The following is a 13,061-nucleotide window of genomic DNA, read 5'->3' as shown; positions in this document are numbered from 1 at the left end:
GGGCTACGGGAGCCGGTAGTCGTACGCGGCTCCGGGCGGGTCCTCGCCCACCCGGCCGTCGATCGTCTCCCGGATGAGGTCGGCGTGGCCGGTGTGCCGGGCGTACTCCTCGATCATGGCGACCAGCAGCCGCCGCATGGTCAGCAGCGTGCCGTCCGGCGCGGTGTATACGGTGTCCACTCCGGTCTGTGCGAGGACGGCCGCGACCACCTGCCGGGACCGGGCGACGGCCTGCTCCCACAGTTCGTAGAGGTCCTCGGCGGTGTCGGCGGCGGCGGAGCGCCACTCCCAGCCCGGCCCGGCGGTCAGCTCCGCCTCGGCCCACGGCGACGGCAGGGGCGCTCCGGCCAGGTCACCGGTGAAGTTGACGTCCTCCATGTAGGCCAGGTGCTTGAGCAGCCCGCCCAGCGTCATCGCCGAGGCGCCGACGCTCGCCCGCAGAGCGGTGCCGTCCAGGTCGGCGCACTTCCACGCGAACGTGGCCCGCTGCCGCTCCAGCGAACCCAGCAGCGTCTCCGCCTCGCCGGCCACGGCCGGCGGCTCCGGATAGCCCTCCACCTCGACACTCGTCATGGGCGTCGCCTACCCCACGGCGGAGTCCGGCAACCGTGCCCGGCGCCGTGCGGCACCGCCTAGGCCATCGCGTTGTCGCCGCTCCCGCCGAGCCACTGCCGGGCGGCCGCCACCAGCGCCGCGACCCCCACGCTGATCGTGGGCTGCTCGACCGGGGCGTATCGCGGGGAGTGGTTCGACGGCAGCGACCCGGCGACCCGGGCCAGCTCCCGAGGGTCCCCGGCCCCGGCGAACGCGCTCGGATCGGCACCGCCGAGCAGCCAGAACACGAGCGGGGCGCCCGCTGCCGCGGCGAGCACGCCGACGTCCTCGCTGCCGGTCACCGGGCCGGGGTCCAGGACGCGTTCGGCGCCGACGACCCCGGCCAGCGCGGCACGGATGCGCTCGGCGGCGTCCGGGTCGTTGATCACGGCCGGTGCTGATTCGGTGATCTCGATTTGCGGCTCCCGGGGCGCGCCGGAGGCCTGGGCCTCGGCCCGCACGATGCGCTCGATCGCGGCCAGCACGCGCTCGCGTACCACCGTGTCGAACGTGCGGACCGACAGCAGCAGCTCGGCCCGGTCCGGGATGATGTTGTTCTTCGAACCGGCGTTGAGGGCGCCGACGGTGACCACCGCGGTGTCGTTGCCGGAGATCTCCCGGGCGACGATGCCCTGCAGCCGCATGACGGTCGCGGCGGCCATGACGACGGGGTCGACGGTGGTCTCCGGCCGCGACCCGTGCCCGCCGGTGCCGTACAGGGTGACCCGCAGCGAGTCGGTCGCCGCGAAGGCCGGGCCGGGGCGCAGGCCGACGGTGCCGGCCGGAATCGGGGCGACGTGCTGGCCCAGCACCACGTCGGGCCGCGGGATCCGGTCGAACAGGCCGTCGGTCACCATGGCCGACGCGCCCGCGACAAGCTCCTCGGCGGGCTGCAACACGGCCACGACGGTCCCGGTCCAGTCCCCGCGCGAGGCGGCCAGGACGGCGGCCGCGCCTAGCAGGCAGGTGACGTGCATGTCGTGGCCGCAGGCGTGCATGACGCCCTCGGCCTGGCTGGCGTAGGGAAGCCCGGTGGCCTCCTGCACGGGCAGGGCGTCCATGTCGGCCCGCAGCAGCACCGTCGGGCCGGTGCCGTTGGCCAGCACGCCGACCACGCCGGTGGTGCCGACGTGCTCCGTCACCTCGAAGCCGAGGTCGCGCAGCCACGCGGCGCCTAGCTGCGCGGTGCGCCGCTCCTGGAACGACAGCTCCGGGTGGGTGTGCAGGTCGCGGTAGACGTCGCGCAGCCGTTCGGCCAGGTCCGGTTCCATGACCGCCAGCCTAGGCCGGGGGGCGCGGATCGGTCTTGGACATTCGGTTCAGGAATCGGCGTTCGCTGCTAACATAGACGTTCGAACAAGTGTTCGATTATGGTGTGGCTGCCGGCTTCTGAGCAGCCCGAACTTCGAAGGGTGGTCAGCGCGTGGAACGCCTACAGGCGGTAAGGGCCCGGCATGGCGAGCTGTCGGAGAGCGTGCGCGACAGCCGGGTGCTGTACGCGGTGCGCCGGGACTGGTCTCATCCGGCCACCCACGAGTTCGTCCTGCCGCGGTTGACCGAGGCCGACGCGGTGCGCGCCGCCGTCGCCGACTTCCGGTACTGGCGCTCCGGCCCGATGCGCCCCCGCCTGAGCGTCGTCCAGATCAGCGCGAACGACCTGCGTATTCACGGTCGGCGCTACGACTGCATGGCACCGGACTGCCCGCGGTGACCCGATCGGGCCCATGGCCGAACGGTGTGCACCTGATCTACGCTCCAGGGCGGCGTCACCGGATCCCGCGCGGGGCGAGGACCGGGTGGCGACCGGCGAGGTGGGGGACATGCCGGACGGGCAGCTGTACGACACCATCGGGGCCGGTTACACCGTGACGCGGCGTACCGAACCGCGTATCGCCGCGCAGGTCTGGGCCGCGCTCGGCGACGCGCGGACGGTGCTGAACGTCGGGGCCGGCACCGGCTCCTACGAGCCTGCCGATCGCGACGTCACCGCCGTGGAGCCGTCGGCGCTCATGCGCGCGCAGCGCCCCGCGGGGGCGGCGCCGTGCGTGGCCGCCGTCGCGGAGAGCCTGCCGTTCGCCGATCAGGCCTTCGACGCGGCGATGGCCTTCGCCACCCTCCACCACTGGCGGGACCCGATCGCGGGCCTGCGTGAGATGCGCCGCGTCGCCCGCCTCGTCGTGGTGTTCACCCACGACACCAGCGACGCCGGCTGGCTGCACCGCTTCTGGCTCACCCGCGACTACCTCCCGGAAGCCGGAACCCTCGTCGCCGGCCGGCCTTCGCTGGAGGAGCTGGCCGGTGCGATCGGAGCGCGCGCCGAGCCGGTGCCGATCCCGTGGGACTGCGCGGACGGCTTCTTCGAGGCCTACTGGCGCAGGCCCGACGCCTACCTGGACGAGAACGTCCGCCGCGGCGTGTCGGTCTGGGCCAGGGTCGGGCCCGAGGCCGAGCAGCGGGCGGTGCGCGGCCTCCGCGACGACCTGGCCTCGGGACGGTGGGCGGAACGCAACCGTGAACTGGCCGGTCTCGATGCCGCGGAACTCGGCCTCCGGTTGCTCATCGTCTGAAACCCGGCGGAGTCGCAAACCCTTTCTGGCCACCCGGCGCGGACCGGCCTGGCAGCTGTTCATGGAGCTGCCAGGCCGGTCGGGCTGAGTTTCCGGAGCCGTCCGCCGGACGTGCCGCTTGCCGCGGTATTCCAGATTGTCGATGTGCTTGCGAGCGGTTAACAGCGGCGGCGCTGGTGGTCGCCGTCGCGGCGCTCGACAGGCGCTGAGGACCGGGCGCCGGTCTAGACCCGGCCGGCCCGGTGCGCGCGGGCCGCCTGGAGCTGCGCCTCCCGCTCCCGCATGCCGTCGTGGAACTCGTCGAAGAACGCGCCGACGGCCCGGCGGACCCGGCGGTACGAACCACCGGCCACCCGCACCGCCCGCACGGGCGCCGAGCGGCGCACTCGGCTGGTCACCACGGGCACCGCGGCCGCGCCGAGCACGAACCCGGCGCCGAGCCACACCACGCGCCGCATCACGACCACCGGCCGTACGTCAGGACGCCATCCTTGCCTCGCATGAGCTGCCTCCTCGCACGACCGGGTCGGGACTGCGGAGGCGATACCCGCCTGGCGTCGCGATAACCCTCGACCGCTCCGCCACCGGTGCTCAGGCAGGTGTGTGGCGTTCGTCTCCGAGCCGGACGGTTTCGGCCGGGATTACGGGCGCGGAGGACGGGGATGCAAGAACACGAACGGAGGTAACAGTCATGGAGACGATCGCAACGCTGGCAAGCGCACTCGACGTCACGACCGACGACGTGCAGGCATACGTGCAGCAGCTCGTCGGCCAGCAGGGCGAGGCCGCGGTGGTCGCGCAGCGCGGGACCGGCGCCGCCGAGACGGTGCTGACCGACGAGGCGGCCCGGCGGGTACGCGTGCAGCTGACCCACTGACCCGTGACGGCTCATCGAACCGAGGAGTGAGAAACCGTGTACCTACGCTGCCGCACCGGCAACACGGTGACCGATGCCGAGTTCGCGTTCCTGGCCGGGCTGCCCGGCGGGCAGTACCAGCTGCCCCACCGCGTGACCTGCGACCTGCAGGAAGGCCACGGCCAGGACCACATCGCCTTCGTGCAGTGCCTCGACCAGGCTGAGCAGAGCGCCTGGTGGCTGACCTGGACGCGCGACGGGCGCTCGCTGATCGAGCTGCCGTACTGCTGCGACGACTGCACGCCCGCCGACGCCTGCCTGCTGCCCGAGGGCCACGACGGGCGGCACAGCCCGCAGCTGACCACGGTGCTCGCGCCGCCGCCGGACCTGCACCTGTTCGCGGCCGCGCCCACCCGCGCCAGGTGAGCAGCCGCGGGCGCCTCAGCCGGACTCGGCGGCAGGCTCCGCGGCGCGCAGGCGGGTCAGGACCCCGTCGTACATCGCCCAGCCGTCGAGTTCGGCGTGTTGTTCCGGCTGCCAGCCGCGATGGAGCGCTTCGTCGAGGACGGCTCGCACCACGCCCGGCCGGTTGAGGTTCAGGTAGTCGCCGTCACGGGACACGGCACCGGCGTGCGTGTACCCGCCGCCGGACACCACCCGGCCCGGCCCCTCGGCGAAGACGACGTTCAGGCGGCCGGGCGCGCCGTCACGGCCCAGCCGAACGTGGTCGCTGCAGTCGTGCAGCCGCCGTACGCCGTCCACCACCTCCACGCGGTGCGTGTGCGAGACGGTCCAGCGGTACGTCACCTGACCCACTGACAGCGCCCGTGTCCTGCGCCGTCCCATGCGGACAGGCTAGCGGCCGGGTCGGTCAGTCCGTTATGGGCAGTCCGGCGAGGAACCGGGAGACCGGCCGGACGAGTTCGTGAGGCGCGGCCGTGGCAGCGTCGTGCGACGCGCCCGGGACGATGAGCGCCTGGGCGTGGGGGAGCGCCTCGGCCAGCGCCCGGCAGTTCTCGGCGAAGTGCTCCGGGCTGCGCGTCCCGGCGGCGAGCAGGATCTCGGCGCCGGCGGCGGCGTAGTCGCCGGGTGGCCCGTCGTGGTCGCGGATGCGGCGCAACTCAGCCGCCGCCGCCGGCAGCAGGGCCGTCACGGCGCGCCGCGAGGGGGTGCGCAGCAGCACCCGCTGAGACAGCAGCGCCAGCCCGAACGGGGCCCCGCCGGGGTGCCTGGCCCGGCCGAGCAGGGTCAGCGCGAGGGCGTGGTCCCCGGTGGCGACGGCCTGCTCCAGCTCGTCGAGGTCACCGAGGACGGGCGAGCCGTCCAGGGACACGAGCGGGTCGTACACCGCGACCCGCTCCAGCGGCAGCCGCAGCGCCGCCCGCAGCGCGAGGAAACCGCCGGTCCCGTGGCCGAGGACGTTCACCGCGCCGGTGTGCTCGAGCACGGCGGACAGGTCCGCGAGGTCGGTCGCGACGGTCTCGCCGCCCTGCAGCGGGGCCGCGTCCGCCCGCCCGCGCCGGTCGTAGAGGTGCACGGTGAAACGGTGCTCCAGCGCCTCGGCGAGCCCGTGATAGTGCGCCAGCGGCACGAGACCGTCGTGCAGGATGACGACGCCGGGTCCGGTGCCGGTCGTGTGCAGCGTGATCGCCGCGCCGTCGGCGGACGTGATCCGGTCGACCTTCATCAGCACCCTCCAGCCGCGAGCCGTGTCTGAACTTTAGGCCGGGAGCGCGCGGTCAGCGCAGTCCGGGCGGCCGCGCGCCCGCCAGGCGGCGCAGTTCCTCCAGGACCACCGTGCCGGCCGCGGTCAGCGCGGACCGGCCGCGGACGGCCGCGTACACGTGCCGGGTCAGCGGCTGCCGCAGCGGGTGGGCGGCCACCCGATACCGGCCGTCGACGGCCAGCTCCGGCAGCAGCGACACGGACAGGCCCGCCTCGACGTGCGCCAGCAGCAGCTCGTAGCTGCCGAAGCGCCCGGCCACCACGGGCTCGAACCCGGCCTGCCGGCAGCTGCTGGTGACCAGCTGCGCCAGGTACGTGCCCGGCAGGTCCAGCGACCAGGCCGCCGCGCCCAGCTCGGCCAGGTCGACCGGCGTCCCGGGCACGGCGTGCTCCGCCGAGGTCACCAGCACGATGGCGTCGTCGAGCAGCGGGATCGTACGCGTATCGGGGTCGAGTGGCAGTGACCCGTCGATGAAGTCGGCGGTCACGATGATGTCGCAGTCGCCTCGGCGCAGCGCCGGGTGGCTGGCCTGCGGGTCGAGTTCGGACACCTCCAGCGCGATCTCGGGATGCGTCCGCCGCAGCCGCGCGGCCAGCGGGATCACCAGGGTGCGCATCGCGCTGGAGAACGCGGCCAGCCGCACCGGCCCGGTCGGCTGCCCGGACAGGCCCCGCAGGTCCTCCTGGGCCGCTCGGACCTGGTCGAGGATGATCCGGGCGTGCCCGGCGAGCGCGCGTCCGGCGGCGGTGAGCCGCACCCGGCGGCCGGTCCGCCGCAGCAGTTCGGCGTGGGTCTCGGTCTCCAGGACGGCCAGCTGCGCCGACACCGCCGACGGGCTCAGGTGCAGCGCGGCGGCCACGGCCCGGACCGTGCCGAGGCTGTCCAGCAGGCTCAGCATCTCCAGCCGGGCGGTGTTCAGGCGCATCGGGCTCCTTGTGCGCGGATCCCGCACAGTCTATGCGGGAATCAGAGCTGTTCGCGCACAGCGGGCGTACCTATCGTGGCGGTATGACGACGACCGAGCAGTTCTGGTCCGACGCGCAGCGCCATCTCGTGCGCTACGGCGGCACGTTCACGCCCGAGATCATCGAGCGGGCGTCCGGCAGCTACGTGTACACCGCCGACGGCCGCCGGATCCTCGACTTCACGTCCGGCCAGATGAGCGCCATCCTCGGGCACAGCCATCCGGCCATCGTGGACACGGTGCAGCGCCAGATCGCGACGCTGGACCACCTGTTCAGCGGCATGCTGTCGCGTCCCGTGGTCGACCTGGCGCGGCGGCTGGCCGAGACGCTGCCCGCGCCGCTGGACAAGGTGCTGCTGCTCACCACCGGCGCGGAGTCCAACGAGGCCGCCATCCGCATGGCCAAACTGGTCACCGGCAGGCACGAGGTCGTCGCGTTCGCCCGCTCCTGGCACGGCATGACCGGTGCCGCGGCCAACGCCACGTACAGCGCGGGCCACCAGGGCTACGGGCCGACGGCGCCGGGCAACTTCGCGATCCCCACGCCGAACGCGTACCGGCCGGACTTCACCACCGCCGACGGCGAACTCGACTGGCGGCGGCAGCTCGACCACGGCTTCGCCCTCGTCGACGCGATGTCGTCGGGCAGCCTGGCGGCCTTCATCTTCGAGCCGATCCTCAGCTCGGGCGGCATCATCGAGCCGCCGGAGGGCTACCTGGCCGCGCTGGCAGCCAAGTGCCGCGAGCGCGGCATGCTGCTGATCGCCGACGAGGCGCAGACCGGGCTGTGCCGCACCGGCACCTGGTACGCCTTCGAACGCGACGGCATCGTGCCCGACATCCTCACCCTGTCCAAGACGCTCGGCGCCGGGCTGCCCCTGGCCGCCGTGGTCACCAGCGAGGAGATCGAGCAGCGCGCCCACGAGCGCGGCTACCTGTTCTACACCACGCACGTGTCGGACCCGCTGGTCGCGGCCGTCGGCAACACCGTGCTCGACGTGCTGCGGGACGAGAAGCTGGATGTGCGCGCCCGCGAGCACGGCGCGTTCCTGCGCGCGGGGCTGCTGGAGATCCAGCAGCGGCATCACGTGGTCGGCGACGTACGCGGCCGCGGCCTGATGCAGGGCGTCGAGCTGGTCGTGGACCGCACCACCAAGCAGGGCTCCGACGCGCTCGGCGCGCAGGTCACCCGCCGCTGCCTCGAACTCGGCCTGCACATGAACGTGGTCCAGCTCAAGGGCATGGGCGGCACGTTCCGCATCGCGCCGCCGCTGACCGCGACCCGAGAGGAGTTGGCCCTCGGCCTGGAGATACTCGACCAGGCCATCGGGGAGGCCGCAACGGCCTGACCGGCGCCGGGACCGCCTTCCGTTGCGCAAACGATTGCCCGGACAAGGGCCGGAGCCTTGAGATGTACGCCGCAACCTCGGTGGCCGTTGACGCCTTGGTCGCGGTCGTCGGCGCACGCCCCGCGGGCACTCTGCGGGGCACCGGCACTTCTCTCTCCGAATCTCCAGGAGCACATGGTGCGCAGAAGCCCGCGCATGTTCGCCGCCGTCCTGCTGGCGTTGGCGGTCACCCTTTCGGGGGCGACCTCGGCGGCGGCCCGGCCCGACGGCCGCCTCACCGCCCGCAACCTGCGCGCGAATGGCAAGGGCTGTTCTACCTTGGCCAGGACAGCACGACGCTGGCCGTGTTCGCCGCCGACGTCCTCGACGCCGACCCCCGGTTCCCCCGGCCGGCGGGCGTGACCCTCAGGCGTACTCGGTCGGCGAGCACACGGCAGGCTGCATCCTCAAGGACGACGGGACCGGCGGCGCCCACCCGGTCGCGCCGAGCAGCTCTGGCAGCAGTGGTACCGGCCGTTCTTCGACTACATCCGCGACAACCACCGACATCGCCGTCGCCGATGTGACCGCGTCCGGGCAGCGCACCGCGCTGGTGTACGCCCACGGTGCGGCGCTGGAGTTCGACGGTCTGCGCCCCGCGCGGCAGCTCGAACTGCGCTATGCGACCACCACCCACCGGCAACGTCCGGGTGACAATGCTGGTCAACGGTGTCGTGGCGACGACCTTGGGGCTGCCCAACCAGGGCAGTCCGACCCCGTGGACGACGGTGACGGTCCCCGTGCGGGTGCCCGCCGGGGCGACGGTCGCGTTCCGGCTCGACGACGGGTACGTGATCTGGATCGACTACATCACGCCGGGACAGCTGACGCCGTCACGGCTGTGAGACCGGCCGTGGGCAGGGACGCCGTGCGGCGCGTCCCTGCCCACGGACGTATGTCGACATGACATGCCTCGATGTGTCCCACGTGGCGGCGCGTGTCCGCCGGGATAGTCGGGACTCCAATGGGGACTGGTGTCCCATGCGCCCGGTGATCCGGTTCGACCATCCTCGGCCTGATTCGGCTTCGAGGAGGCAGCTCCAATGCATCGGCAATCTTTCGTGTCGCGGCGGGCGGTGGCGATAACGGCCGGCCTGACGCTGGTGGCGAGCCTGGCGGTCGTCATCACCGACTCCACCCGGTCCACGGTGAATGCGGCACCGGAATCCACCATCACCACCGACTACCGCAAGGACCCCTACCTCGCCAAGGAGCAGGTCAAGCTTCTCGACGAGCTCAGTGCCAATTCGGCGATCCAGCTGCGGGCGGAGAGCTGGCAGCAGGCCCGCACCGTGGGGCGGCTGGAACTGGAGATCCCCAGCGGCCTGGACCCCAAGGCGTCGCTCACCGAGCACGCCATCGCGTTCGTCCAGCAGCACCTGGCGCTGTGGAACCTCGCCGACATCCGCGACGCCGAGGTCACCCGCGTCGTGAGCGCCGGTGACTGCTCGACGGTGACGTTCAGCCGTATCACCCCGGACAGGCTGGTGGTCGCCAACGCCGCCATGTCCGTCGTGCTCACCCGCGACGGTGTCATCCGGGGCGTGGCGGGCCAGCTGACGGGGGAGAAGCTCGGCGAGGTCGACACCAAGAAGCTCGAGGCCGCCAAGGCCGTCGAGGTCGTGCGCGCCTACCAGGCCGCGCGAGGCTACGAGGACGCGGACGTGGTGGCATTGCCCGCGCCGACGGAGGTCGTCATCGACCCGTTCTTCCTGACCGGCGGGGCGCACTCGCCGCGCCGGGGCTGGCTCTTCGGCACGCCGGAGTGGCTGGAACCCGAGAAGGAGGTCCCGGCGGGCCTGCAGCTGGTCGATCAGAGCACCGCGGCGGTGGCCGCGACCGGGCCCGGCCTGACGCTGACCGGGAAGTCGATCGGGGGCTGCCCGTCCAGCAACCCCGTCACCTGGCTGCAGCGGGTCGTCCTCGACCCGGCGACCGGCACCCCCGCCTGGGTGGGCCTCGGTCACATGAGCATCGCGACGCAGGGTGCCACGCCCGTCGACCGGGCCCGCGACCTGATGGCCCAGCCGCTGTTCGCGCAGCTTTACGGCACCCTGCGGCCGACCCACCACCTGCGGTCGCCGCAGCAGTTCACCGACGTCGGCGGGCGGGTCAGCGTCCGCTTCCAGGAGTACTACGCGGGCTACCCGGTGGAGGGCGCCTACCTCACGGTCACGCTGAGGGCGACCGGCCAGGCCGAGTCGATCAGCGCCAGGTTCGTCAGTTTCCCCACCGCGCACCAGCAGGCGACCATGACCTCGGCGAACGCCGTCGCAGCCGCGGCCAACCGCTACCGCGACGCGGTCTGCGAGTGGCGGCTGGACTGCCTGACCTGGTTCGCCGGTTGGCTGTCGGCGAATCCGCCTGCGCCGCCGCTGGTGGTCCTGTCGGCGGACCTGTTCGCCGGGACGAACCTGGGACAGGGCGAGGAGCGGCTCGTCTACCGGGTGAGCCTGCCCGGCCGCATCGCGTACGTCGATGCCCGCAGCGGCGGTGAGGTGTTCGCCGTCGACTCGCAGGCCCATGCCGTGCCCTACACGATCCTCAACGGTCAGCAGCAGGACCGCGCCGAGATCAGCAAGGCGCCCGGCACCCCGCCGCTGACCCCCGGCACCCACCTGGTCCCCGCCGGCACCATGCACCCGGACTCGATCACGGCAGCGTCGTTCCTGGACGCCACCGACGCGTTCTACACGTCGCTGGGCCGCGACAGCTTCGACGGCCAGGGCTCGCCGATCAAGGTGCGAGTCGGGTCGGCCTTCGACGGCAACGCCGTCTGGTGCGGGCGCACCCCGCAGGAGACCACCCTGCCGCGGCAGACCTCGGACCCGGGCCTGTACGGATACCTCGACTGCCTCGACATCCGCATGCACCTCGGCACCAAGATCCTTTCGCGGGACATCGTGGCACACGAGTTCACCCACGGCGTCGTCGAGAGCGCCACCGCGTTCTTCGCCGCCGGCGAGCCGGGCGCGCTCGGCGAGCACTACGCCGACCTGATGGGAAACCTGGTGGAGAACGACGCCGCGGATTGGCGCGTCGCCGAGGACTCCCCGGGCGGCGCGGTGCGCGACATGGCGAATCCGCGGGCGTTCGGCGACCCGGACCACATGGCCTTGGTCAACCAGGGGTGCCCGTTGTGCACCCACAAGACGGCCGGGGTGCCGAACCGGGCTGCGGTGATGATCACCGACGGCGGCGTGCCGGGCGTCGGCACCCCGGGCATCGGGCGGCCCGCGATGGCGCAGCTCGCCTATGCCACGCTCACCGGTGGGCGGCTCGGCCCGGCGTCGGGCTTCCTGGACCACCGGGTCGAGACCCTGGCCACCTGCAAGGCCGCCGTGGGCGCGCCGCTGGGCGGCATCGCCTTCACGGCCGCGATGTGCGAGCACGTCGCCAGGGCGTTCGACGCCGTCGGGATCACCGCGTTCGAGGACATCGGCTGGCAGGTGACCTTCATCGGCCCGCGGCAGTACACGGTGCACGGCGGGCTGACCCTCTACCGGGGCTGCACAATCGCCGACCAGACCCTCGTCGCGAGGGACGTGTCGACCGGGCTGGTGCTGACGTCGAACATCGCCGGCGGGCTGAGCCTCAGCTTCGGCGGGGAGTGGGACGCCCGGGTGGTGTCGCGGGCGTCGGCGAGCAACCCGGCGGGGCGCGAAGCCCTGATCGAGATCTTCGTGCCGTGGCAGGACGGGGACAGCCGGGTCATCGTCGACCTCGTCGAGACCTACAACAAGCCGGCCGGAGTCACCGACGACCAGTGCCGGACGCCTCCCACGCCGGTGCACCGCCGGACCCTGTACAGCAGCACCAAGTTCGCGCGCTACCCGGTGATCCTCGACGGACACCGCGGCAACACGGTGCTCAACGCGTTCCAGTCGCTCCCCGCCGGGTGCAGCGTCGAGCGGGTCACCGGCCTGCTGTACTGGCGGGCCAACGGCTCCGGCGGGCACACCGTGCCGGCACCGCCGTCAGCGACCACCTACGCCGACGGCATCCGCGGCTTCACCATCAGCCGCACCAACCCCGGCCAGCCGCAGGACCTCGCGGCGACCCTGGGCTGGTGGCACATCGGCACCGGCGGGATCTTCCTGCGCGCCGTGTACGACATCTGGGAGCCCGACGGCACCGACTGCATGACCGGCGGCCTCCAGACCACCCCGTAACCCGGCAGGTAGTCGTGGCCGCCCCGGCGAAACGCCGGGGCGGCCATCACCCGGCTCGGGTCCGATCAGGGGCGGCCCAGACCCGCCTCGCGGGCGCGGCGGGCCGCAGCGTGGCGGTCGGCCACGTGGAGCTTGGTGAAGATGTTCGACACGTGGTTGCGCACCGTCTTCGGGCTGAGGTAGAGCCGCGCGGCGATGGTCGCGTTGGCCTCGCCGTCGGCCAGGTGGGTCAGGATCTCCCGCTCGCGGTCGGTGAGTTCCGGCAGCGCCGGCGCGGCCGACACGGCCAGCGGGCGCGCCGCGAAGTACTCGACCAGGCGTGAGGCGATACTCGGCCCGAACACCGCCCCGCCGGACGCCACCGACCGGATCGCCGCCGCCACCTCGTCCGGAGTCGCGCCCTTGAGCAGGTAGCCTCGGGCCCCCGCGCGCAGCGCCGCGAACACCGACTCGTCGTCGCCGTGCATCGTCAGCATCAGCACTCCGACCTCCGGCGCCTGCACCCCGATCGCGCGGACCACCTCCACTCCCGACAGCTCGGGCATGTCCAGGTCCAGCACGGCCACGTCCGGGCGCCGCGCGACCACCTGCCGCACCGCCTCCGCGCCCGACGTCACCGCCGCGACGCAGGTCAGCCCCGGATAGGCGTCCAGCAGCTGCCGCATCCCGGCCAGGAAGATGGGATGGTCGTCGGCGACCAGCACGCCCAGGGGCGTCACGGCCGGTTCTTGCTCAGGCAAGGTACCCTCCTGGTCGGCACTGGGGGACGTGCCCAACCATGCGTTCACCGCCGT

13 protein-coding genes and 1 pseudogene are annotated in these 13,061 nt (G+C 72.9%); 7 read left to right on the top strand and 7 right to left on the bottom strand.

The window, feature by feature from the left end; all coding sequences use genetic code 11:
- Positions 1–3: 3 nt before the first annotated feature.
- Together Cba03nite_RS21830 and Cba03nite_RS21825 are read right to left on the bottom strand one after the other, a co-directional pair.
- Positions 4–573, bottom strand: coding sequence for a mycothiol transferase (locus Cba03nite_RS21830; protein WP_203749245.1), 570 nt, complete (start codon positions 571–573; stop codon positions 4–6).
- Positions 574–632: 59 nt separating this feature from the next.
- Positions 633–1,865 carry an amidohydrolase gene (locus Cba03nite_RS21825; protein WP_203749242.1) on the bottom strand — a complete coding sequence of 411 codons (1,233 nt, stop codon included), beginning with the start codon at positions 1,863–1,865 and terminating at the stop codon, positions 633–635.
- Positions 1,866–2,017: 152 nt separating this feature from the next.
- On the opposite strand from Cba03nite_RS21825, the gene Cba03nite_RS21820 reads away from it, so the two are divergent.
- Both Cba03nite_RS21820 and Cba03nite_RS21815 read left to right on the top strand, forming a co-directional pair.
- A complete protein-coding gene (locus tag Cba03nite_RS21820) occupies positions 2,018–2,305 on the top strand; it encodes a hypothetical protein (protein ID WP_203749240.1) in 288 nt (95 codons plus the stop codon).
- A 121-nt stretch (positions 2,306–2,426) separates the two neighbouring features.
- Positions 2,427–3,155, top strand: a pseudogene (locus tag Cba03nite_RS21815) (class I SAM-dependent methyltransferase); the annotation flags it as partial.
- A 230-nt stretch (positions 3,156–3,385) separates the two neighbouring features.
- Here Cba03nite_RS21815 and Cba03nite_RS21810 read toward each other — a convergent pair.
- Positions 3,386–3,619 carry a hypothetical protein gene (locus Cba03nite_RS21810; RefSeq protein WP_203749238.1) on the bottom strand — a complete coding sequence of 78 codons (234 nt, stop codon included), beginning with the start codon at positions 3,617–3,619 and terminating at the stop codon, positions 3,386–3,388.
- A 233-nt stretch (positions 3,620–3,852) separates the two neighbouring features.
- Between Cba03nite_RS21810 and Cba03nite_RS21805 the strand changes: the two genes are divergently transcribed.
- Positions 3,853–4,038, top strand: a complete 186-nt coding sequence (locus Cba03nite_RS21805; RefSeq protein WP_203749235.1) for a hypothetical protein — start codon at positions 3,853–3,855, stop codon at positions 4,036–4,038.
- A gap of 36 nt (positions 4,039–4,074) precedes the next feature.
- Positions 4,075–4,443, top strand: coding sequence for a hypothetical protein (locus Cba03nite_RS21800; protein WP_203749234.1), 369 nt, complete (start codon positions 4,075–4,077; stop codon positions 4,441–4,443).
- A gap of 15 nt (positions 4,444–4,458) precedes the next feature.
- Here the strand turns inward: Cba03nite_RS21800 and Cba03nite_RS21795 are convergent, their stop codons facing one another.
- From Cba03nite_RS21795 to Cba03nite_RS21785, 3 genes are read right to left on the bottom strand one after another with little or no spacing between them, the layout of a single operon-like run.
- Complete coding sequence (locus Cba03nite_RS21795) at positions 4,459–4,863, bottom strand: hypothetical protein (protein ID WP_203749232.1); 405 nt, start codon at positions 4,861–4,863, stop codon at positions 4,459–4,461.
- A gap of 25 nt (positions 4,864–4,888) precedes the next feature.
- Positions 4,889–5,704 (bottom strand): alpha/beta fold hydrolase, encoded by an 816-nt coding sequence (locus Cba03nite_RS21790; protein ID WP_203749230.1) that lies wholly within the window; start codon positions 5,702–5,704, stop codon positions 4,889–4,891.
- Positions 5,705–5,756: 52 nt separating this feature from the next.
- Positions 5,757–6,668: a LysR substrate-binding domain-containing protein gene (locus Cba03nite_RS21785; protein WP_203749228.1), complete on the bottom strand. Its 912-nt coding sequence runs from the start codon at positions 6,666–6,668 to the stop codon at positions 5,757–5,759.
- An 83-nt stretch (positions 6,669–6,751) separates the two neighbouring features.
- Here Cba03nite_RS21785 and Cba03nite_RS21780 point away from each other — a divergent pair, with 83 nt between their 5' ends.
- The 3 genes from Cba03nite_RS21780 (at position 6,752) to Cba03nite_RS21770 (ending at position 12,267) form a co-directional block, all read left to right on the top strand.
- Entirely contained in the window at positions 6,752–8,056 is a 1,305-nt protein-coding gene (locus Cba03nite_RS21780; protein ID WP_203749226.1) for an aspartate aminotransferase family protein, read from the top strand.
- 659 nt (positions 8,057–8,715) lie between these two features.
- Complete coding sequence (locus tag Cba03nite_RS21775; protein WP_203749223.1) at positions 8,716–8,940, top strand: carbohydrate-binding protein; 225 nt, start codon at positions 8,716–8,718, stop codon at positions 8,938–8,940.
- A 198-nt stretch (positions 8,941–9,138) separates the two neighbouring features.
- Complete coding sequence (locus tag Cba03nite_RS21770; protein WP_203749220.1) at positions 9,139–12,267, top strand: M4 family metallopeptidase; 3,129 nt, start codon at positions 9,139–9,141, stop codon at positions 12,265–12,267.
- A 65-nt stretch (positions 12,268–12,332) separates the two neighbouring features.
- Here Cba03nite_RS21770 and Cba03nite_RS21765 read toward each other — a convergent pair whose 3' ends face one another.
- Entirely contained in the window at positions 12,333–13,007 is a 675-nt protein-coding gene (locus Cba03nite_RS21765) for a response regulator (protein ID WP_239125936.1), read from the bottom strand.
- Between the last annotated feature and the right edge of the window lie 54 nt (positions 13,008–13,061).

Source organism: Catellatospora bangladeshensis (assembly GCF_016862575.1).
Lineage (GTDB): Bacteria > Actinomycetota > Actinomycetes > Mycobacteriales > Micromonosporaceae > Catellatospora > Catellatospora bangladeshensis.
Note: the sequence above shows the minus strand (reverse complement) of the source record. Positions and strands in the feature narration are given on the sequence as shown.